Annotated in this window: 21 protein-coding genes and 1 tRNA gene; 7 read left to right on the top strand and 15 right to left on the bottom strand. The window is 72.4% G+C overall.

The genetic code is table 11. The annotated features are described in order from the left end of the window. Positions 1 to 4: 4 nt before the first annotated feature. From IH25_RS0131550 to IH25_RS0131565, 4 genes are all read left to right on the top strand, one after another. A complete protein-coding gene (locus tag IH25_RS0131550; protein ID WP_030618487.1) occupies positions 5 to 1,420 on the top strand; it encodes a bifunctional glycosyltransferase family 2/GtrA family protein in 1,416 nt (471 codons plus the stop codon). Next, on the top strand, positions 1,417 to 3,615 hold the full coding sequence (locus IH25_RS0131555) for a glycosyltransferase family 39 protein (RefSeq protein ID WP_030618489.1): 2,199 nt from the start codon (positions 1,417 to 1,419) through the stop codon (positions 3,613 to 3,615). The genes IH25_RS0131550 and IH25_RS0131555 overlap by 4 nt, the downstream gene beginning before the upstream one ends. Before the next feature lie 62 nt (positions 3,616 to 3,677). Further along, complete coding sequence (locus IH25_RS0131560; RefSeq protein ID WP_245172939.1) at positions 3,678 to 5,063, top strand: MFS transporter; 1,386 nt, start codon at positions 3,678 to 3,680, stop codon at positions 5,061 to 5,063. A 139-nt stretch (positions 5,064 to 5,202) separates the two neighbouring features. Continuing rightward, complete coding sequence (locus IH25_RS0131565) at positions 5,203 to 5,961, top strand: TetR/AcrR family transcriptional regulator (RefSeq protein ID WP_030618494.1); 759 nt, start codon at positions 5,203 to 5,205, stop codon at positions 5,959 to 5,961. Here IH25_RS0131565 and IH25_RS0131570 read toward each other — a convergent pair whose 3' ends face one another. The 4 genes from IH25_RS0131570 to IH25_RS0131585 all read right to left on the bottom strand — a co-directional run bounded on the left by IH25_RS0131570 (position 5,962) and on the right by IH25_RS0131585 (position 10,452). Further along, positions 5,962 to 6,432: a PPOX class F420-dependent oxidoreductase gene (locus IH25_RS0131570; protein WP_030618497.1), complete on the bottom strand. Its 471-nt coding sequence runs from the start codon at positions 6,430 to 6,432 to the stop codon at positions 5,962 to 5,964. A 60-nt stretch (positions 6,433 to 6,492) separates the two neighbouring features. Further along, positions 6,493 to 7,314 carry a YceI family protein gene (locus IH25_RS0131575; RefSeq protein WP_030618499.1) on the bottom strand — a complete coding sequence of 274 codons (822 nt, stop codon included), beginning with the start codon at positions 7,312 to 7,314 and terminating at the stop codon, positions 6,493 to 6,495. 104 nt (positions 7,315 to 7,418) lie between these two features. After that, complete coding sequence (locus IH25_RS0131580) at positions 7,419 to 9,944, bottom strand: MFS transporter (RefSeq protein WP_030618501.1); 2,526 nt, start codon at positions 9,942 to 9,944, stop codon at positions 7,419 to 7,421. 13 nt (positions 9,945 to 9,957) lie between these two features. After that, a complete protein-coding gene (locus tag IH25_RS0131585) occupies positions 9,958 to 10,452 on the bottom strand; it encodes a MarR family winged helix-turn-helix transcriptional regulator (protein ID WP_030618503.1) in 495 nt (164 codons plus the stop codon). Positions 10,453 to 10,658: 206 nt separating this feature from the next. Between IH25_RS0131585 and IH25_RS0131590 the strand changes: the two genes are divergently transcribed. Continuing rightward, positions 10,659 to 10,853: a hypothetical protein gene (locus IH25_RS0131590; protein WP_030618505.1), complete on the top strand. Its 195-nt coding sequence runs from the start codon at positions 10,659 to 10,661 to the stop codon at positions 10,851 to 10,853. A 34-nt stretch (positions 10,854 to 10,887) separates the two neighbouring features. Here the strand turns inward: IH25_RS0131590 and IH25_RS40930 are convergent, their stop codons facing one another. The 9 genes from IH25_RS40930 to IH25_RS0131635 all read right to left on the bottom strand — a co-directional run bounded on the left by IH25_RS40930 (position 10,888) and on the right by IH25_RS0131635 (position 16,716). Further along, positions 10,888 to 11,160, bottom strand: coding sequence for a hypothetical protein (locus IH25_RS40930; RefSeq protein WP_030618506.1), 273 nt, complete (start codon positions 11,158 to 11,160; stop codon positions 10,888 to 10,890). 819 nt (positions 11,161 to 11,979) lie between these two features. Then, a complete protein-coding gene (locus tag IH25_RS0131600; RefSeq protein ID WP_030618508.1) occupies positions 11,980 to 12,939 on the bottom strand; it encodes an RNA polymerase sigma factor SigF in 960 nt (319 codons plus the stop codon). 368 nt (positions 12,940 to 13,307) lie between these two features. Next, positions 13,308 to 14,144 (bottom strand): RNA polymerase sigma factor SigF, encoded by an 837-nt coding sequence (locus tag IH25_RS0131605; protein ID WP_030618510.1) that lies wholly within the window; start codon positions 14,142 to 14,144, stop codon positions 13,308 to 13,310. Between the two features lie 193 nt (positions 14,145 to 14,337). Continuing rightward, the gene (locus IH25_RS0131610) at positions 14,338 to 14,631 is read right to left on the bottom strand and encodes a Dabb family protein (protein ID WP_030618512.1); all 294 of its coding nucleotides are present in this window, start codon (positions 14,629 to 14,631) and stop codon (positions 14,338 to 14,340) included. A 9-nt stretch (positions 14,632 to 14,640) separates the two neighbouring features. Beyond that, complete coding sequence (locus IH25_RS0131615) at positions 14,641 to 14,820, bottom strand: hypothetical protein (RefSeq protein ID WP_030618514.1); 180 nt, start codon at positions 14,818 to 14,820, stop codon at positions 14,641 to 14,643. Positions 14,821 to 14,976: 156 nt separating this feature from the next. Further along, positions 14,977 to 15,061 (bottom strand) — tRNA-Ser (locus IH25_RS0131620). Between the two features lie 70 nt (positions 15,062 to 15,131). Next, complete coding sequence (tadA, locus tag IH25_RS0131625; protein WP_030618516.1) at positions 15,132 to 15,593, bottom strand: tRNA adenosine(34) deaminase TadA; 462 nt, start codon at positions 15,591 to 15,593, stop codon at positions 15,132 to 15,134. Positions 15,594 to 15,682: 89 nt separating this feature from the next. Next, positions 15,683 to 16,219, bottom strand: a complete 537-nt coding sequence (locus IH25_RS0131630; protein ID WP_030618519.1) for a tRNA adenosine deaminase-associated protein — start codon at positions 16,217 to 16,219, stop codon at positions 15,683 to 15,685. A 302-nt stretch (positions 16,220 to 16,521) separates the two neighbouring features. Further along, on the bottom strand, positions 16,522 to 16,716 hold the full coding sequence (locus IH25_RS0131635) for a hypothetical protein (protein WP_037656004.1): 195 nt from the start codon (positions 16,714 to 16,716) through the stop codon (positions 16,522 to 16,524). Between the two features lie 80 nt (positions 16,717 to 16,796). On the opposite strand from IH25_RS0131635, the gene upp reads away from it, so the two are divergent. After that, positions 16,797 to 17,432, top strand: coding sequence for a uracil phosphoribosyltransferase (gene upp / locus IH25_RS0131640; RefSeq protein WP_030618523.1), 636 nt, complete (start codon positions 16,797 to 16,799; stop codon positions 17,430 to 17,432). A 99-nt stretch (positions 17,433 to 17,531) separates the two neighbouring features. On the opposite strand, the gene IH25_RS0131645 is transcribed toward upp, so the two are convergent. Both IH25_RS0131645 and IH25_RS0131650 read right to left on the bottom strand, forming a co-directional pair. Further along, positions 17,532 to 18,188, bottom strand: coding sequence for a LytR C-terminal domain-containing protein (locus tag IH25_RS0131645; protein ID WP_078844524.1), 657 nt, complete (start codon positions 18,186 to 18,188; stop codon positions 17,532 to 17,534). Between the two features lie 98 nt (positions 18,189 to 18,286). After that, positions 18,287 to 18,583, bottom strand: coding sequence for a type II toxin-antitoxin system VapB family antitoxin (locus IH25_RS0131650; protein ID WP_004943146.1), 297 nt, complete (start codon positions 18,581 to 18,583; stop codon positions 18,287 to 18,289). A gap of 134 nt (positions 18,584 to 18,717) precedes the next feature. Here IH25_RS0131650 and IH25_RS0131655 point away from each other — a divergent pair, with 134 nt between their 5' ends. Next, on the top strand, positions 18,718 to 20,295 hold the full coding sequence (locus IH25_RS0131655) for a helicase HerA-like domain-containing protein (RefSeq protein WP_030618528.1): 1,578 nt from the start codon (positions 18,718 to 18,720) through the stop codon (positions 20,293 to 20,295). The last annotated feature ends 13 nt before the right edge of the window (positions 20,296 to 20,308 follow it).

The raw sequence follows: 20,308 nt of genomic DNA on the forward strand, positions 1-20,308 counted from the left end.
TGCCATGCGAACCGACTCTTCTCCCGGCACCCTGCCGGCGCGGGAGCACCTCCCGGCCGGAGACGCCGGTACGCCTGTCCTGGACGTAGTGATCCCCGTCTACAACGAGGAGAAGGACCTCCCGCCCTGTGTGCGCCGGCTGCACGAGCACCTCGCGCGCACCTTCCCGTACGCGTTCCGCATCACCATCGCGGACAACGCCTCCACGGACACCACCCCCCTGGTGGCGGCGCGGCTGGCGGCCGAGATACCCGAGGTGGGCACCGTACGGCTGGAGCAGAAGGGCCGGGGACGGGCGCTGCGGACCGTGTGGTCGGCCTCCGACGCCCCGGTCCTCGCGTACATGGACGTCGACCTGTCCACCGATCTCAACGCCCTGCTGCCGCTGGTGGCGCCGCTGATCTCCGGCCACTCGGACCTGGCGATCGGCTCCCGGCTGGCCCGCGCCTCCCGGGTCGTACGGGGTCCCAAGCGGGAGTTCATCAGCCGGGCCTACAACCTGATCCTGCGCGGTTCGCTCCAGGCCCGCTTCTCGGACGCGCAGTGCGGCTTCAAGGCGATCCGCCGGGACGTGGCCCAGGTGCTGCTGCCGCTGGTGGAGGACACCGGCTGGTTCTTCGACACCGAACTGCTGGTGCTGGCCGAGCGGGCGGGCCTGAGGATCCACGAGGTGCCGGTCGACTGGGTCGACGACCCCGACTCCACCGTGCACATCGTCAGGACGGCCACCGAGGACCTCAAGGGCGTGTGGCGGGTCGGCAAGGCCCTGGCCACCGGTTCGCTGCCGCTGGACCGGCTGACCCGGCCCTTCGGTGACGATCCGCGCGACCGCGAGCTGACCGGCGTGCCGCACGGCCTGGCCCGCCAGCTCGTCGGCTTCTGCGTGGTCGGCGGTCTGTCCACCCTCTTCTACCTGGTGCTGTACAGCGCCTTCCGGCAGGCCGCCGGCCCCCAGACCGCCAACGCGCTCGCGCTGCTGGTCTCCGCCGTCGCCAACACGGCCGCCAACCGCCGGCTCACCTTCGGGGTGCGCGGGCGGGGCGGCGCGGCCCGGCACCAGGCGCAGGGCCTGGTCGTCTTCGGCATCGGGCTCGCCCTGACCAGCGGCTCGCTCGCCGCCCTGAACGCGGCCGGCGACAGCCCGGCGCACTCCACCGAACTGGCGGTGCTCATCGCCGCCAACCTCGCGGCGACCGTGCTGCGGTTCCTGCTCTTCCGCGCCTGGGTCTTCCCGGACCGGACGGACACCGGCTCGGCCCCGACCGCCCCGGTCCCGACGGCCGCCCGGCCCGCCCCGGCCCCGTACGCGTGGCCGCACCAAGCCCCCACGTACCTCCACGCCACCGAGACCACCACAAGCGCCACCACACCACTGCGGCCGGCGTGCCCGCACTCCACCGACCCGGGGGACACCCGATGACCACCCATGACGCCCCGCCGACGACCGCGCCCGGCGCCACGACCGTACGGGAGCCGGCCGCCGGGCCGGGACAGCCGTTCGTACGGCGGCTGTGGCGCGGCCGGCCCGAGGACCCCCGCTGGGCGCGCCCGGCGCTGCTGGTCCTGCTGGCCGCCACCCTCCTGCTCTACCTGTACGGCCTCGGCGCCTCCGGCTACGCCAACTCCTTCTACTCGGCGGCCGTCCAGGCGGGCAGCACGTCCTGGAAGGCGTTCTTCTTCGGCTCGCTGGACGCGGGCAACGCCATCACCGTGGACAAGCCGCCGGCCGCGCTGTGGCCGATGGCGCTGTCCGTGCGCCTCTTCGGCCTGAACTCCTGGGCGATCCTGGCGCCCGAGGTGCTGATGGGCGTGGCGACCGTCGCCGTCGTGTACGCGGCCGTGCGCCGCCGGTTCTCTCCGGTGGCCGGTCTGGTCGCGGGTACGGTGCTGGCGCTCACCCCGGTCGCGGCGCTGATGTTCCGGTTCAACAATCCGGACGCGCTGCTGGCCCTGCTGATGTCGGCGGCCTGCTACCTCGTCGTCCGCGCCCTGGAGGACGGCCGGACGAAGTGGCTGGTGTGGGCCGGGACCGCGGTCGGTTTCGCGTTCCTCGCCAAGACGCTCCAGGCGTTCCTGATCCTGCCGGCGCTGGCGGTCGTCTACGCGGTGTGCGCCCCGGTGCCGCTGAGGAAGCGCTTCGCCCAGCTGGCCGCGGCGACGCTCGCGCTGGTCGTCTCGGGCGGCTGGTGGGTCGCGGTCGTCGAGCTGTGGCCGGCCTCCTCCCGCCCGTACATCGGCGGTTCGCAGCACAACAGCTTCCTGGAGCTGACCTTCGGCTACAACGGCCTCGGCCGGCTGAACGGCGAGGAGACCGGCAGCGTCGGCGGCGGTGGGGGCGCGCGCGGCGGCGGGATGTGGGGCGAGACCGGCTGGGACCGGATGTTCGACTCCGAGATCGGCGGCCAGATCTCCTGGCTGCTGCCCACCGCGCTGATCCTGCTCGCCGCCGGCCTGGTGGCCACGCGCGGGGCCCGCAGGACCTCGGTCACCCGTGCCTCGTTCCTGGTCTGGGGCGGCTCGCTGCTGACGACCATGGTGGTGTTCAGCTACATGGCGGGCATCTTCCACCAGTACTACACGGTGGCCCTCGCCCCCTACCTCGCCGCCGTGACCGGCATGGGCGCCGGGCTGCTGTGGGAGCGGCGGCGCGAGGGATGGGCGGCCGTCACGCTCGCCGCGTCCCTCGTCGCGGCGGCGGCCTGGGGCTACGTCCTGCTCCACCGCACCCCGGACTACCTGCCCTGGCTGCGGTGGCTGGTCCTGGTCGGCGGGCTGGTCGCGGCGCTCGGCCTGGTCTTCGCCGGCCGGCTGACCCGGCGGCTCGCCCTCGCGACGGCGGCCGTGGGCCTGGTCGCCGCGCTGGCCGGACCGGCCGCGTACACCCTCAGCACCGTCCGGCAGGGCCACACCGGTTCGATCGTCACGGCCGGTCCGGCGGGCGCGAGCATGATGGGCGGCCGGGGCGGTGGTCCGGGCGGCCCCGGTGGCGGCCGCACCTGGGAGGGCATGCCCGGCCAGGGACAACGGAACCAGCAGAACCAGCAGGGGCAGCAGAACCAGCAGGGCGGACCCGGCGGGCAGGGCAACGGTTTCCCGGGCGGCGGTTTCCCCGGCGGCACACCGGGCCAGAACCAGCAGAACGGCACCCCCCGGAACGGCGCCCAGCCGAATGGCGCCCAGCCGAACGGCAACGGCTTCCCCGGCGGCGGCCGGACCCGTGAGGGCGGCATGAGCGGCGTCGGCGGCCTGCTGAACGGCGCGAGCGTGCCGGCCGAGGCCAGGAAGCTGCTGGAGCAGGACGCCGGTGACTACACCTGGGCGGCCGCCTCCACCGGTTCGCAGAACGCGGCGAGCTACCAGCTGGCCACGGGTGAGGCGGTGATGGCGATCGGCGGCTTCAACGGCACCGACCCGTCCCCGACGCTCGCCCAATTCAAGAAGTACGTCGCGGACGGCAGGATCCACTACTTCATCGCGGGCGGCGGCATGGGCGGGGGCATGGGCGGCGGCAACGGCACCGCCTCCCGGATCAGCTCCTGGGTGCAGAGCACGTTCACGAAGGTGACGGTGGGCTCGGCGACGTTCTACGACCTGACGCGGAAGGCGGACGACTGAGTCCGGAGACCGACCGGAAACTGTGTTGTACACCGTATAGCAACGCCTATACGGTGTACGGCATGTCCACCTCCCAAGGCCATCCCCAGCGCTGGCTGATTCTCGGCGTCATCTGTCTCGCGCAGCTCACCGTGCTGCTCGACAACACCGTCCTGAACGTGGCCATCCCCTCGCTCACCCGCGAGCTGCACGCGACGACCTCCGACATCCAGTGGATGATCAACGCGTACTCCCTGGTCCAGTCCGGCCTGCTGCTCACCGCCGGCAGCGCCGCCGACCGCTACGGCCGCAAGAAGATGCTGATCACCGGGCTCGTCCTGTTCGGCGCCGGTTCGCTGGTGGCCGGGCTCGCCGGCAGCACCGGCCAGCTGATCGCCGCGCGGGCCGGCATGGGCATCGGCGGCGCGCTGCTGATGACCACCACGCTGGCCGTGGCGATGCAGATCTTCGCGCCCGAGGAGCAGCCGAAGGCGATCGGCATCTGGAGCGCGGTCAACGCGCTCGGGTTCGCCGGCGGCCCGCTGATCGGCGGCTTCGTGCTCGACCACTTCTGGTGGGGCGCGATCTTCCTGATCAACCTGCCGGTCGCGGCGCTGGCCGTGGTCGCGGTGGTGATCCTCGTGCCCGAGTCCAAGAACCCGCGCGGCGACCGCCCGGACCTGGTCGGCGCGGTGCTGTCCACCATCGGCATGGCCTCGCTCGTCTACGCGATCATCTCCGGGCCCGGTCACGGCTGGACGTCGGCGCGGGTGCTGGTCACGGCGGCCGTCGCGGTGCTGGTGCTGGGCGCCTTCGCCTGGTGGGAGAGCCGGACCGAGGATCCGATGCTCGACATCCACTTCTTCCGGGACCGGCGGTTCACCGGCGCGGTCGCCGGGGCCGTGCTCATCGTGTTCGGCATGGGCGGCGCGCTGTTCCTGCTCACCCAGCACCTCCAGTTCGTCCTCGGCTACGAGCCGCTGGAGGCCGGTCTGCGGACCGCTCCGCTGGCGCTGACGGTGGTGGTGCTGAACTTCAGCGGGCTGTCCGCGAAGTGGTCGGCGCGGCTGGGCACGCCGGCGTCGATCGCGCTGGGGATGGTGTGCATGTCCGCGGGCCTGGTGTCCATCGCGGAGGTGGACTCCGGCGGCTACGCGGGCACGCTGCTCGGGCTGCTGCTGATCGGCGCGGGCTGCGCGGTGGCGAACCCGGCGATGGCGCACGCCATCATGAGCGCCATACCGCCGGAGAAGGCGGGGGTGGGCGCCGGCATCAACGGCACGCTGGCCGAGTTCGGCAACGGTCTCGGGGTGGCCGTCCTCGGCGCCGTGCTCAGCTCTTCCGTGGCCTCGGGCGAGTCGCTGTCCGCGGGGCTGGGCACGGGACAGCTGGTGGGAGCCGTCGCCGTGCTGGTCGGCGGGTTCGTGGCGGCCGGTCTGCTGCGCCGGGCGGAACGGGTCTCCGCCTGACGGGCCGGTGGCCCTCGGGCGCGGGGCCGCGCCCGCGTGGCGGCAGCCGCACGTCGGCTCGGCACGGCCCCGCGCCCCTTCGCGGCGGCCTCGGACCTAGCATCTTGGCAAGCGATGTGAGCTGGAGAAAGGTGCGCCGGTGACGAAGCAGGCAGGCCGGTCGGCGCGGGACAGCGTCTGGCGGGAGCGCAAGCCCCGGCGCGGGGGACGCGGCGGGCAGCCCTCCGGGCTGGACCGGGAGCGGATCACCGAGGCGTCGGTGCGGCTGCTGGACGCCGAGGGGCTCGCCAAGTTCTCCATGCGCCGGCTGGCCGCCGAGCTGAACGTCACCGCGATGTCTCTGTACTGGTACGTCGACACCAAGGACGACCTGCTCGAACTCGCCCTGGACGCGGTCTACGCCGAGCTGCGGCTGCCCGACCCGGACGACACCGGAGAGGACTGGCGCGAGCAGCTGCGGGGCATGGCCACCGCCTACCGGCAGCTGCTCGTGCGCCACCCCTGGCTGTCGCCGCTGGCCGGGCGCTTCCTCAACATCGGCCCGAGGTCGCTCGCGTTCTCCCGCGCGGTGCAGCGGGTCGTCCGCCGGGCGGGACTGCCCGCGCACGGGGTGACCGGGGCGATCTCGGCCGTCTTCCAGTTCGTCTATGGCTACGGCACGATCGAGAGCCACTTCATGACCCGGGTCGCGGACACCGGGCTGTCGCCGGAGGAGTACTTCGAGCAGTCCATGGCCCTGGTGGACGAGGTCCCCGGGACCGCCGAGATCATCGGGGAGTCCAAGGACATCATGGCGGCGCGCGGCGGCGACACGGTGGCGGAGATGCTGGACCGCGACTTCACCTTCGCGCTGGACCTGCTGGTCGCGGGCATCGAGGCGATGGTCGCCCGGGGCTGACTAGTCCTCCTGGACCAGCCGCGCCGGGAACCCGCCGGTCGCCACCGGCCCCCACCGCTTCGGGGTCACCCGGATGAGGGACTTGCCCTGCTTGAGCATGGCCTGCCGGTACTCGTCCCAGTCGGGGTGCTCGCCGGCGATGTTGCGGTAGTACTCGACCAGGGGTTCCACGGAGTCCGGGCTGTCGATGACCTCGGCCGTGCCGTCGATCTGCACCCAGGGGCCGTTCCAGTCGTCGCTGAGGACGACCAGGCTGACCCGCTCGTCCCGCTTGGCGTTGCGCGTCTTGGCCCGCTCCGGGTAGGTGGAGACCACGATCCGCCCGGAGTCGTCCACCCCGCAGGTCAGCGGGGACGCCTGCGGGGAGCCGTCGGACCGGCGGGTGATCAGCAGGGCCCGGTGCCGGGGCCGTACGAAGTCCAGCAGCTCGTCCAGCGGTACACGGGTGGTGGTAGCGATGTTCGGTGCCATGGGGGCAGCCTAGGGGCAGCCTAGGGGCAGCGGGTGCCCCCGTGGCTGACCCTGCTGTGCCTACGCCTGGGGCAGCGAGTCGCCCTGTACGGCCTGGATGTCCAGCTCCACCTTCAGGGTGGTGCCGATGGCGGCGATGCCCGCCTGGAGGACCTGGTTGTAGTTCATCGCGAAGTCCTCGCGGCGCAGTTCGGCGGTGGCCCGGAACGCGGCGCGGGTGCCGCCCCAGGGGTCGGCGCCGGTGCCCAGGTAGGCGAGGTCCAGGTCCACCGGCCGTACGACGCCGTGCAGGGACAGCTCGCCCTGCACGGTCCAGCGGTCGGGGCCGGCCTGGGTCAGGCCCGTCGAGCGGTAGGTGATCTCCGGGTGCCGTTCGACGTCCAGGAAGTCCGCGGAGCGCAGGTGCGTGTCGCGCATGCCGTTGCCGGTGTCGATGGAGGCCGCCCGGATCACCGCCTCCACCCGGGACTTGCCGATGTCGTCGGGGGCGATCTCGATGGTGCCGCCGAACTCCGTGAACCGGCCGTGCACGCTGGAGATGCCCAGGTGCTGGGCGACCGCGGCGACGGAGGAGTGCGCCGGGTCGATGGTCCAGGGTCCGGGCGGCGGCAGCTCGGTGCCGCCCTGCCGGGCCAGCGTGACCGTGCCGACCTCGGCCCGGCCGCTCGCGGTGACGATCGCGGAGGAGGCCGCGGGCGCGTAGCCGACGGCCGTGACGATCACGGTGTAGGCCCCCGGCGCCAGCTCGGTGGTGTCCCGTACGGCTCCCTCGTGATCCGCCTCGGCGCGCAGCACCTGCGTACCGGTCATGTCGGTCACCGTGACGACCGCGTGCGACACGGCCCACCCGTCCCGCGTACGGATCTTCGCGGTCAGTCCCATCCCGTTTCTCCCTGAAAAAGGCTCAAAAATTGCTCGTACGAGACCGGCCCGCGGCGGGCGCGCCCTGAAGCTCAGGGCGCGCACCGCCACGGGCCGGGGTGTGACTACTCGCCGGGGTGGGCGAGTTCGATGTCGTGGCCGTCCACGCCGGGGCCGGTCACGGTCAGCGCGGTGGCCACCGGCGGGTAGCCGGTCGCGATGACGGTGTACTCGCCGCCGTCCAGGTCGGTGAAGGCGTACGCCCCGTCCGAGCCGGTGGTGGCGGTGCCGACCACGTTGCCCGCCTGGTCGACCAGGGTGACCCGGGCGTCGGCCAGCGGGCCGTGCGGGGCCCGGACGACACCCTGGAGCCGGGCGCCGGCGTCCAGGTCGATCTCGATCCGGGTGACGCCGGTGGCGCCGACCTCGACCGGCAGGGCCCGCGGCCGGTACCCGCTCGCGTTGACCGCGACGGTCACCGTGCCGGGCACCAGGTCGGTGAGGGCGAAGTCGCCCTGCTCCCCGGTGGCGGCGGTGGCCAGCAGGTCACCGCGCACATCGGTGACGATCACCATCGCGTCCTTGACCGGCAGCGCGCTCCCGGCGGCCCGGACCACACCGGTCAGCCCGCTGGTGCCGCTGAGCAGGATGTCGTACGCCACCGGCTCCTCGCCCACCACGATGGTGGAGGCCTGCGGCTGGTAGCCGTCGGCGGAGGCGATCAGGACGTAGCTGCCGGTGCCCGGGGCGTTCAGCGCGTAGGAACCGTCGGCCTGGGCGACCGAGCGGCCCAGCTGGCGGCCGGACAGCGAGATCAGGGTGACCGCGGCCTGCGGGACCGGGGCGCTCTCGGCGCCGCGGACGAAGCCGTGCACCGGGGTGCCGCCCTGACCCGTGCCGGGCTCGGCGATCGTGGCGACGGCCGCCAGGGGACGGGTGTCGGCGGCGGTGCCGTCGGACGCGGCCGGGGCGGTCCGGGCGACCGCGGCCGGGACCGGGGCCTGGGCCGCGGTGGCCGCGGCGGCGGCCGGGGCCTCGGCCTGGGCCGGGGTGTCGCCGTCGGCGGACTGCGCGAGCGCGCCCTTGGTCTTCAGCGGGACCTCCTTGATGAACAGCGTGATCAGGAAGGCGATGGCGGCGAGGCAGCCGGCGATGAGGAAGACATCGGCGATGCCGTGGCCGTAGGCGCTCTCCATCAGCGTCCGGATGGGCGCCGGGAGCTTGTCCATGTCCGGGATGCTGTCGGTCGAGCCGGAGCCGCCGGCCAGCGCGGCCTGGGACTTCGGGTCGAGCGCGGAGACGCCGTCCTGGACGTAGTGGGTGATCCGGCGGGACATCACGGCACCGAGCGCGGAGACGCCGACCGCACCGCCGAGGGAGCGGAAGAAGGTGACCGTGGAGCTGGCCGAGCCGAGGTCGGAGGGCGACACCTGGTTCTGCGTGGCGAGCACCAGGTTCTGCATCATCATGCCGATGCCGAGACCCAGCAGGGCCATGAAGATGGCCATCTTCCAGTAGTCCGTGTCGTACCGGATGCCGCCGAGCAGCAGCAGTCCGGCCGTCACCAGCACGCCACCGCTGACCAGCCACGCCTTCCAGCGGCCGGTGCGGGTGATGAACTGACCCGAGACGGTCGAGGAGACGAACAGACCGCCGATCATCGGGATGGTCATGACGCCCGACATGGTCGGGGACTTGTCGCGGGCCAGCTGGAAGTACTGGCTGAAGAACACGGTGCCGGAGAACATCGCGATACCGACGAACAGCGAGGCGAGCGACGCCAGCGTGATCGTGCGGTTCTTGAACAGGCGCAGCGGGATGATCGGCTCGCTGGCCTTGGACTCCACGAGCACGAACAGCGCGCCGAGGACGATCGAACCGCCGACCATCGCGTAGGTCTGCCAGGACAGCCAGTCGTACTTGTCACCGGCGAAGGTGACCCAGACCAGCAGCAGGGAGACGGCGGCGGCGATCAGGGTCGCGCCGCCCCAGTCGACCTTGACCTGGCGCTTGACCACGGGCAGGTGCAGGGTCTTCTGCAGCACGATCAGCGCGATGATCGCGAAGGGCACGCCGACGTAGAAGCACCAGCGCCAGCCCAGCCAGGAGGTGTCGGTGATGACACCGCCGAGCAGCGGGCCGCCGACGGTGGCGACGGCGAAGGTGGCGCCGAGGTAGCCGGAGTACCGGCCGCGCTCGCGCGGGGAGATCATCGCCGCCATGACGATCTGGGCCAGGGCGGACAGACCGCCCACGCCGATGCCCTGGAACACCCGGAAGGTGATGAGCATGCCGGGGTTCTGCGACAGGCCGGCCGCCATGGAGGCGACGACGTAGATGACGAGGGCTATCTGGACGAGAGCCTTCTTGCTGTACAGGTCGGCGAGCTTGCCCCACAGGGGAGTGGCCGCGGTCATCGACAGCAGGGCGGCGGTGACCACCCAGGTGTAGGCGGACTGGCCGCCGCCGAGGTCTCCGATGATGTGCGGCAGGGCGTTGGAGACGATCGTGGACGACAGGATCGCCACGAACATGCCGAGCAGCAGCCCGGACAGGGCCTCCATGATCTGCCGGTGCGTCATCGGGGCGTCGCCTTGGCCTCCCCCGTGCTTGGCGTGAGCCCGCACACCGGCTGGTGTGGTCGTTGCCATGGGCTTCCTTTTCTTACGTGCTTGCGGGTGTACGGGTGGTCTCTTCGACTACGGGGGCGGGGAGCCGGACCGGGGCGGACCGGCAGTCGCCGAACGAGTCGCGCAGTCGCGTCATCAGCCGGATCAGCTGGCCGACCTCGTCGTCGGTCCAGTCCGCCAGCCGCTCGGCGAGCAGATGCGTGGTCCGCCGGGACAGCTCGTCGAGCTGCTCCAGACCCTCCGGGGTCAGCCGCAGGATGCGCGACCGTTTGTCCGCCGGGTCCGGGAGCCGCTCGATCCAGCCGCGTGCGGCCACGTGCGCGACATGCCGGCTGGTGACCGACATGTCCACGGCGAGCAGTTCCGCGAGCTTGCTCATGCGCATGTCGCCGTGGCGGCCAAGCAGGGTCAGCACGGCGGCCGAGCCTGCCGGGCAGTCGGGCGGCAGGATCCGCCCCATGTCCCGTTTCACGGCTCCGACGGCACTGAGCTGACGCGCCAGCTCTTCAAACTGCGCCCGCTCGGCCATCACACCTCCCGTATTCGTTGCTTGGGGCAACCATAAGACTGTTTGGTTGCTGAAGGCAAACAATCATGGGGGTGGCCGCTGCAAAAACTTGGCAAAGGCAAGTATTGCGAACGTAAATGTGCAGGTGGGTGCGGGTGGGGTGCCCCCGTCTGTCCCGAAGGCCCCGCACTTGGGCCGGTCACCTGGATTCGCTAGGGTCTCGGGGCATGGCTAACACCCAGGGCCCCCAGGGCAATTACGACCCCGCAGGCAGCACCCAGATGTTCCGCGCCTTCGTCGACGAGGCGCCCCAGGGGCGCCAGCCGCAGGCGGCCTCCTCCGGCCCCCGGGTCGGGCTGATCATCGGCGTCGTCGTGGCGCTCGCCGTGGTGGCCGGCGTCGCCTGGCTGGCGCTGAAGTAGGGGCCGGCCCGCAAGGGCTCGGTCCCGTAAGCGCTCAGTCCCCGTCGGCCGAGACCTCCCGCGTCCCGGTACGCATCCCGAGCGGCACTCTCCGGGCATCCACGCACACCGTCCACGCCGGTCTCTTCCGCGCGCCCGGAGCGAGCGGCAGCGGCACGGTCGACTCCACCGTCCCCCAGTCCACGCCGAGCGCGCCGCCGATGTGCGTCCCGCACGTCACCGAGCCCAAAGGCACCGCCGTACCGGAGGAGTTGGGGAAGGCGACGGTCACCTCCTGACACCAGCGCCGGCCGGTGTCCTCGGTCACCGGCTCCTCCCAGGACAGAGCGGCGGGGGCCGGGGTCGTACGGCCGGGCGCCGGGCTGCCGGGCGGGGTGGCCGGCGAGGCCGGAGGCGTGGAGGCGGCCGGGGCCGGCGGTGTCGTCGTACGGCCGTCCTGCCCGCCGCTCGTCTCGGCGGTGCCGGGGGCGTGCCGCGCGTGCCCGGCGCGCCTTGAGTTGTCGGCCTGCCGGCGCCCGCCCGCCCGGCCGGGCCCTGCGTGCGTGTCGCCGGGTCGCTGGCGTGCGGGGCCTCTCCTCCGCTCGTCTCGGCGGTGCCGGGGGGCGTGCCGCGCGTGGCCGCCGCGTCTTGAGTTGTCGGCCTGCCGGCGTCCGCCTGTCCGGTCGGGCCTTGCGTGCGTGTCGCCGGGTCGCTGGCGTGCGGGGCCTGCCCGCCGCTCGTCTCGGCGGCGCCGGGGGGCGTGCCGCGCGTGCCCGGCGCGCTTTGATTTGTCGGCCTGCCGGCGTCCGCCTGCCCGGCCGGGCCTTGCGTGCGTGTCGCCGGGGCGCTCGCGTGCGGGGCCTCCCCTCCGCTCGCCCCGCCCGTCGTGGGCCCGTCCGGCGGCACCGGCTCCGTCGGCGCCACGGCCGTCGGTCCGGCCGGGCCCGCGCCAAGCGCGGTGTACCCGCCGCCCGGGCCGCCGCCCCGCACGCGGCCACCACCGCGCCCAGGACGACGACGGCCGCCGAAGCCGCCGTGACGGCGCCCCGGCGGCCGCGTGTCCATGCCGTCGTGTGCGGTACCCCGGTACGCGGCCTCCGCACAGGGCGACTGACTGGGCGTCAGAGGGGAAGCCGGGCGGCGGGCCTCAGTCCGAGATCAGGCCCTCGCGCAGCTGGGCCAGCGTCCGGGTCAGCAGCCGGGAGACATGCATCTGGGAGATGCCGACCTCCTCGCCGATCTGCGACTGCGTCATGTTGGCGAAGAAGCGCAGCATGATGATTCTGCGTTCCCGGGGCGGGAGTTTGGCCAGCAGGGGCTTGAGGGACTCGCGGTACTCCACGCCCTCCAGCGCCGTGTCCTCGTAGCCGAGCCGGTCGGCCAGCGAGCCCTCGCCGCCGTCGTCCTCGGGGGCCGGGGAGTCGAGGGAGGAGGCGGTGTAGGCGTTGCCGACCGCGAGGCCGTCGACCACGTCCTCCTCGGAGACGCCGAGCACGGCGGCCAGTTCGGTGACCGTGGGGGAGCGGTCCAGCTTCTGGGACAGCTCGTCGCTGGCCTTGGTCAGGGCCAGGCGCAGCTCCTGGAGGCGCCGCGGCACCCGCACGGACCACGAGGTGTCCCGGAAGAACCGCTTGATCTCGCCGACCACGGTGGGCATCGCGAACGTCGGGAACTCCACGCCCCGCTCGCAGTCGAACCGGTCGATCGCCTTGATCAGGCCGATGGTGCCGACCTGGACGATGTCCTCCATCGGCTCGTTGCGGGAGCGGAAGCGGGCCGCCGCGTACCGGACCAGCGGGAGGTTCAGCTCGATCAGGGTGTCCCGGACGTACGCCCGCTCGGGGCTGTCCTGCTCCAGCGCGGCCAGGCGCAGGAACAGCGACCGGGACAGGGTGCGGGTGTCCAGGTTCGCCGCCACCTGCGGGGCCGGGAGCGTTTCGGCGGCCGGGTCGACGGCCTGGGCCGGCACGGTGTCGAGGGCCGGCACGGCATCGAGGGCCGTGACACCCTCGAAGCCGTCGAGGACGTCGAGAGCGTCGAGCTCCTTGGGCGCTGCCTCGCTCTTCGTGGGCGTCAGCACCTTCGAGCTGCCCTGGTCTGCGGACATGCCACCCCCTTTGGGTCGCGGGACGGTCGCGGCGGCGCCGTCTTCGGCAACGCAGCCTTCACCTGAATACCGGAGCCGGAGCCACGGCAAACGCGCTTCCCGCAGAATGTCACATGTCGGCAACGCGCTGTACCGACATGTCGACATGCGAACGGCGAATCGGCCCTGGAGAAAAGGGGTCTGACGGCATTTCGGGCCGTGTCTGTCGGCATCCGCCCTGGTGAGCGATTCGCTCGCGACGGTTACCGATCGATCGGGTTTGCGATGCAGCACCGTCGGTGCCGTGCTTCCGTGCGCCCGTCATGCACCAGGCGAACACCCGGCGTGCTCCGGTCCGGTGCGGGGGGAGTCCGCGTACCGTTCGTGGATTACGCGTCGATGCGGTTCGCCGAGCGCAGCCGCTGGAAGCTGCGGGCGAGCAGCCGGGAGACGTGCATCTGGGAGACGCCGAGTTCGGCGCTGATCTGGGACTGGGTGAGGTTGCTGTAGTAGCGCAGCAGCAGGATGCGCTGTTCCCGCTCGGGGAGCTGGACGAGGAGGTGGCGGACCAGGTCGCGGTGTTCGACGCCGTCCAGGGCCGGGTCCTCGTAGCCGATCCGGTCCAGCAGGCCGGGCAGTCCGTCGCCCTCCTGGGCGGCCTCCAGGGAGGTGGCGTGGTAGGAGCGCCCCGCCTCGATGCAGCTGAGCACCTCCTCCTCGCTGATCCGCAGCCGTTCGGCGATCTCGGCGGTGCTCGGCGAGCGGCCGTGGAGCGTGGTCAGGTCCTCGGTCGCGCTGTTGACCTGCACCCACAGCTCGTGCAGCCGGCGCGGCACGTGGACGGTGCGGACGTTGTCGCGGAAGTAGCGCTTGATCTCGCCGACCACGGTGGGCATCGCGAAGGTCGGGAACTGCACGCCCCGGTCCGGGTCGAACCGGTCGATGGCGTTGATCAGGCCGATGGTGCCGACCTGGATGACGTCCTCCATCGGCTCGTTGCGGGAGCGGAAGCGGGCGGCGGCGTAGCGTACGAGCGGGAGGTTCGCCTCGATCAGCGCCCCGCGCACCCGGTTGTGCTCCGGCGTGCCGGGGGTCAGCTGCTTCAGTTCGGTGAAGAGCACCTGGGTCAGGGCGCGGGTGTCCGCGCCACGGCGCTTTCCGGGGGCCGACGGGGTCGGGGACGCCGCCTCGTCCTGAGGGGGCGCAGTACTGGCCGACACGGTCAACGCCACCTCTTCATCCGTCAATCATCCGTCAAAAGCGGTCATAGCATCACAAGACATGTGCACTGTGTGCAAGCACCTGATAACGCCGTGTTGTCGCCGGAGACCGACAAGTTGACGGATGGGTGCCCATGCGAAAGCCCCCGCCGGAAACGCTCGGCGGGGGCTGACGGGGGGCTTTCGGGAGGCCGGGGGCTCAGAACTCGTAGTCGGCGATCACCCAGGTGGCGAACTCGCGCCACTGCGCACCGGCCGCCTGGTGGGCCGGGTGCTCCAGGTAGCGCTTGAGGGCGTCGGCGTCGTCGACGGCCGAGTTGATGGCGAAGTCATAGGCGATGGGGCGGTCGCTGATGTTCCAGGCGCACTCCCAGAACCGCACCTCCTCGATCTGCCCGCCGAGGGCCCGGAAGGCCTCGACGCCTGCCACGACCCGCGGATCGTCGCGCTCGACACCCTCGTTGAGCTTGAAGAGGACCAGATGGCGGATCATAGGGGTACCTCAGCTCTTTCCTCCGTTGGCGGCCCAGGTCATGAAGTCCCCTATGGCCCCGGCCGCGTCCGATATGGCTTCGAAGCCTATCTGGACGTAGTCGGCCGCCTTGGCCGGGTCCGTGATGATCACGTACAGCGCGAAGACCACCAGTACGTACACGGCGATCTTCTTGACGTTCACCGCCACCACGGCCTCCCCTGTGCCGGGCCCCGAGGCCCCCTGCTGCCGGCCGCGAGTGTAACCTCCGGGCCCCGCGCACCGGGCCGACGCCCCTTCCGCGCCCGCCCGTTGTGACCCGGAACACGCGAAAGACCCCGCCGGACGACGGGGCCTTTCGAAGAGCGGTAGCGGAGGGATTTGAACCCTCGGTGACTTGCGCCACACTCGCTTTCGAGGCGAGCTCCTTCGGCCGCTCGGACACGCTACCGAGGGAGACCCTACAGCACAGGGCGGCATGGTTCGAAATCGATGTCCCGGCGGCGGTCCGGCGGCCTGGGTCAGCGGTCCCGGAAGAACTCCGTGAGCGGCCGGGCGCACTCCGCCGCGAGGACGCCCTCGATCACCTCCGGACGGTGGTTGAGCCGCCGGTCGCGGATCACGTCCCACAGGGAGCCGGCCGCGCCCGCCTTGTCGTCGCGGGCGCCGTAGACCACCCGGTCCACCCGGGACTGCACGAGCGCGCCGGCGCACATCGTGCAGGGTTCCAGGGTCACCACGAGCGTGCAGCCGGTCAGCCGCCACTCGCGTGCCCGCCGCCCGGGGCCCGCCGCCTCGTTCAGGGTGGCCGCGGCCCGCCGGATGGCGAGGATCTCCGCGTGGGCCGTGGGATCGCCGGTGGCCTCACGCTCGTTGTGCCCGGTGCCGAGCACCGTCGTACCGTCCGGGGACAGCACGACGGCGCCGACGGGGACGTCGCCGCCCCGGACGGCCAGGCCGGCCTGGTCCAGGGCGAGCCGCATCGCCGCCCGCCAGCGGTCCCGAACCGGGTCCGGGGTGCCCTGCGGGTCCCGTACCGGGTCCGGGGTGTCCTGCGGATTCCGTGCCGTGGTCAGCGGACGGTCTCCAGCACCTCCGAGGCGCCCAGCGCCTCGGCGATCGTGTTCAGCGCGTCGTTCGCGTCCAGGGTGCGCAGCTCCTTCTCGCTGATGCCCAGGTCGTCGAGGATGCCGCTGTCGCCCACCGGGCTGTGCGTCACCGCGTCGGCGGCGCCGACCACCACCTCCTCGTCGTCGTCCTCGGACTCGCCGTCCTCGGTGCCGTCGAGGTCGAGGGCGTCCAGGTCCGGGCCGTCGTCCGCGCCGGGCTCCCGGCCGAGCAGCTCGTCGGTGAGCAGCAGCTCCCCGTACGCGCTGCGGCGGGCGGCGGCGGCGTCCGAGACGTAGATGCGAGGGTCGTCCTCGCCGTCCACGCGGACGACACCGAACCAGGAGTCCTCCTGTTCGATCAGGACGAGCACCGTGTCCTCGTCGGGAGAGGCTTCCCGGGCCAGGTCGGCCAGATCCGACAGGGTCTCCACATCGTCGAGCTCTGTGTCGCTCGCTTCCCACCCGTCTTCGGTGCGCGCGAGCAGTGCGGCGAAGTACACCGTGACTCTCCCACTGGTCATAGGCGTGCCGGTTGGGGGTCCCCCCGGCGGAGGTACATGGGCGGAGAGAGCTGGGCTCCGAGCCCCACCCACTCGGAATCGTGGCAGAAACAAGGCGTACAGGGGACGTCTTCGGCTCCCTGTGTCTGGCTGTTTCGATCGCGGATCCGTGATCGGCCCAGCAGCGCACTCATTGCGGCCACCTGCGGATCGTACGCGGCTTTTCCCCGGGCACACGCACGGCGGCCTCCCCAACACCGGTGCGGGCGCCGCCCGTCCGCGCCGGTCCCCGCCCCGCGGGACTACCAGCGGAACGTGCGCATCCGCAGCGCCTGGCGCAGCCGGGCGGCCTTGGTGCGCCGGGGCCGCACCCGGGCGCGCAGCTCCCGGGCCTCGGCGAGATCGCGCAGGAACCGGGCGCGCCGTCTGCGGCGTTCGGCGTCGGTCTCGGGTTTCTCGGGCTGGTCAGGCAGATCGGACACGTCACACCACCCCACTCCGTCCTTCCCACTTTCCCCCGGACGGCCGTTTTGACGCCAGCGTGAGGGCGGCCGGAGGCGCAGGTACCGTTAGGAGCATGCGTCTCCATGTCGTCGACCACCCCCTGGTCGCTCACAAGCTCACCACGCTGCGCGACCAGCGCACCGACTCCGCGACCTTCCGGCGGCTCGCCGACGAGCTGGTCACCCTGCTCGCCTACGAGGCCACGCGGGACGTGCGCACCGAGGCCGTCGACATCCAGACACCGGTCGCCCGCACCACGGGGGTGAAGCTGGCCCGTCCCCGTCCGCTGGTGGTGCCGATCCTGCGGGCCGGTCTCGGCATGCTGGACGGCATGGTCCGGCTGCTGCCGACCGCCGAGGTGGGCTTCCTGGGCATGATCCGCAACGAGGAGACGCTGGAGGCGTCCACGTACGCCTCGCGCATGCCCGAGGACCTGTCGGGCCGCCAGGTGTACGTGCTGGACCCGATGCTGGCCACGGGCGGCACCCTGGTCGCGGCGATCCAGGAGCTGATCAAGCGCGGTGCGGACGATGTGACGGCCGTGGTGCTGCTGGCCTCTCCCGAGGGCGTGGCCGTGGTGGAGCGCGAGCTGGCGGGCACGCCGGTGACCGTGGTCACCGCGGCCGTCGACGACCACCTCAACGAGCAGGGCTACATCGTGCCGGGGCTCGGGGACGCCGGGGACCGGCTGTACGGGTCCGCGGAGTAGTTCCTTCGGGCGCGCCTGCCGGGGTGGGGCTTGAAGAGCGTTCGCGGGCGCGTCGTGGTCGATCGCGCCGTTCCCCGCGCCCCTTTCGGGGCGCGCTGATCAGCAGGTCTTCTTCGCGGGCGCAGGCGCCGTGGTGCCCGGGGCCGTCAGCGTCGTCACGGCCTTGTCGGCGGTCTGCTGACGGGTCAGGGTCTTGAACGCGTCGCCGATGATCAGGTCCAGGTCGGCGCCCTTGCGGGCGTCGGCGCGCAGGGGCGCGCCGGTCAGCTGGGTGGCGAGCACCCGCAGCGAGGTGTCCTGGGCGGCGGGGGAGCCGAGGAGCAGGCCCGGGCCCTTGACCTTCTTGTCGTACTCCTTGGTCGCGTTGCCCACCTTGCCGATCCTGAAGCCGCGGCGGCGCAGTTCGTCCGCGGTCTTCTTGGCGAGCCCGCTGCGCGGGGTGGCGTTGTAGACGTTCACGGTGATCCGGCCGGGCGCGGGCAGGGACTGCGCCTGGGCCGCGGGGGCCTGCCCGGTCCCGGCGGCGGTCCTGGTGCGGCAGTCCGTCGTACGGCCGGCCGCCGTGGCGTTGCCGCCGCCGCCGGTGAAGACGTCGATGAGCTGCACGGTGCCCCAGCCGAGCAGGCCGAGCACGGCGGCGGAGGCCACCGCCGCGGCCACGAGCCTGCCGCGCCGGCGGGACGGACGCATGCGGGGGTACTTGTCCCCCGTGATCCGGTACTGGCCGCCCATGCCGGGGGGAGTCAGCATGCTCATGAACGCAGCGTAGTGCGCCCGGGCGGCGATGCCTATCAGATGATCAGCCGAGGGGGTTCAGCGGAACCCGAAAGGGCCAACGGACGTGTCGGGCCGGGTCAGTCGAGCTCGAGCACGCGGGCGTGCAGCACCTGGCGCTGCTGGAGGGCGGCGCGGACCGCGCGGTGCAGTCCGTCCTCCAGATAGAGGTCGCCCTGCCACTTCACGACGTGCGCGAAGAGGTCGCCGTAGAACGTCGAGTCCTCCGCGAGCAGGGTCTCCAGATCGAGCTGCTGCTTGGTGGTCACGAGCTGATCGAGGCGGACCGGGCGCGGCGCGACGTCCGCCCACTGCCGGGTGCTCTCCCGGCCGTGGTCGGGGTACGGCCGGCCGTTTCCGATGCGCTTGAAGATCACACGGAAAGCCTACCGGGCCAGACGTTCCGGGCGCAGCCATGGAGGCCCGGTGCGACGCTGGAAAAGACGGATTGAAGACAGGTGAGAGACGGATCAAACGGTCATACGGGTCGTGAGGGGAACAGGGGCCGGAGATGAGTGACAGCGAGTCCGTGCCGCCCGCCGGCACCCCGGAGGCCGCCGCCGCACCGCCCGGTCCGGCCCGGCGGATCGCCTCCGGTTACGCCTTCACCGGTCCCGCGCTCGACCTCGGCGCCCTCCTGTGGGAGGGGCGGTGCCTGACCGGCGCGCCGGTCCGGATCCCGCTGTCCGTGCTCAACCGGCACGGGCTGGTCGCGGGAGCCACCGGCACCGGCAAGACCAAGACCCTGCAGCTGATCGCCGAGCAGCTGTCGGCGCGGGGCGTGCCGGTGTTCCTCGCGGACGTCAAGGGCGACCTGTCCGGCATCGCGCGGCCCGGACAGGACGGCGACCGGGTACGGCGCCGGGCCGCCGAGGCCGGCCAGGAGTGGGCCCCGGCCGGCTTCCCGGCGGAGTTCTACGCGCTCGGCGGCCTCGGCCACGGCATTCCGGTCCGGGCCACCGTCACCAGCTTCGGCCCGCTGCTGCTGGCCAAGGCGCTCGGCCTGAACCGCACCCAGGAGCAGTCCCTCGGCCTGATCTTCCACTACGCCGACGGCAAGGGCCTGGAGCTGGTCGACCTCAAGGACCTGCGCGCGGTCACCGCCTTCCTCACCTCCGACGAGGGCAGGGCCGAGCTGAAGGCCATCGGAGGGCTGTCCACCGCCACCGCCGGGGTGATCCTGCGCTCGCTGACGGCGTTCGAGGCGCAGGGCATGGCGGACTTCTTCGGCGAGCCGGAGTTCGACACGGCCGATCTGCTGCGCACGGCGCCGGACGGCCGGGGTGTCGTCTCGGTCCTGGAGCTGCCCGCCGTCCAGGACAAGCCGCTGCTGTTCTCCACCTTCCTGATGTGGCTGCTCGCCGACCTCTTCCACGACCTGCCCGAGGTCGGCGATGTGGACCGGCCGAAACTGGTCTTCTTCTTCGACGAGGCGCACCTGCTGTTCGACGACGCCTCCAAGGCCTTCCTGGAGTCCGTCACCCGGACCGTGCGGCTGATCCGCTCCAAGGGCGTCGGCGTCTTCTTCGTCACCCAGACCCCGAAGGACGTGCCCGGCGACGTCCTCGCCCAGCTCGGCAGCCGGATCCAGCACGCGCTGCGCGCCTTCACCCCGGACGACCACAAGGCCCTGCGGGCGACCGTGCGGACCTTCCCGGAGTCGGCGTACGACCTGGAGGAGCTGCTCACCGGGCTGGGCACCGGTGAGGCCGTGGTGACCGTGCTGGGCGAGACCGGCGCGCCCACCCCGGTCGCCGCCACCCGGCTGCGCGCCCCGGAGTCCCTGATGGGCCCGGTGGAGGCCGCCGGACTGGACGAGGCGGTCCGCCGCTCCCCGCTCCACGCGCGTTATGCACAGGCTGTGGACCGGGAGTCGGCGTACGAGAGGCTGAGCGCGGCCCGGCCCCCGGAAACGGCGCCCGCACCGGCGTCCCGGCACCGGCCCGGGGACCGGCCCAAGGAGGAGCCGTCGCTGGTCGAACAGGTGGTGCACAGCGGGGTGTTCAGATCGCTGGCCCGCTCGGTCGGCACCCAGCTGGGCCGGGAGATCACCCGTTCCCTGTTCGGCACGGCCCGGCGGAGACGGTAACCCCGGGCCGAGG

The sequence above is a fragment of the Streptomyces achromogenes subsp. achromogenes genome, assembly GCF_000720835.1.
Classification (GTDB): Bacteria; Actinomycetota; Actinomycetes; order Streptomycetales; family Streptomycetaceae; genus Streptomyces; species Streptomyces achromogenes.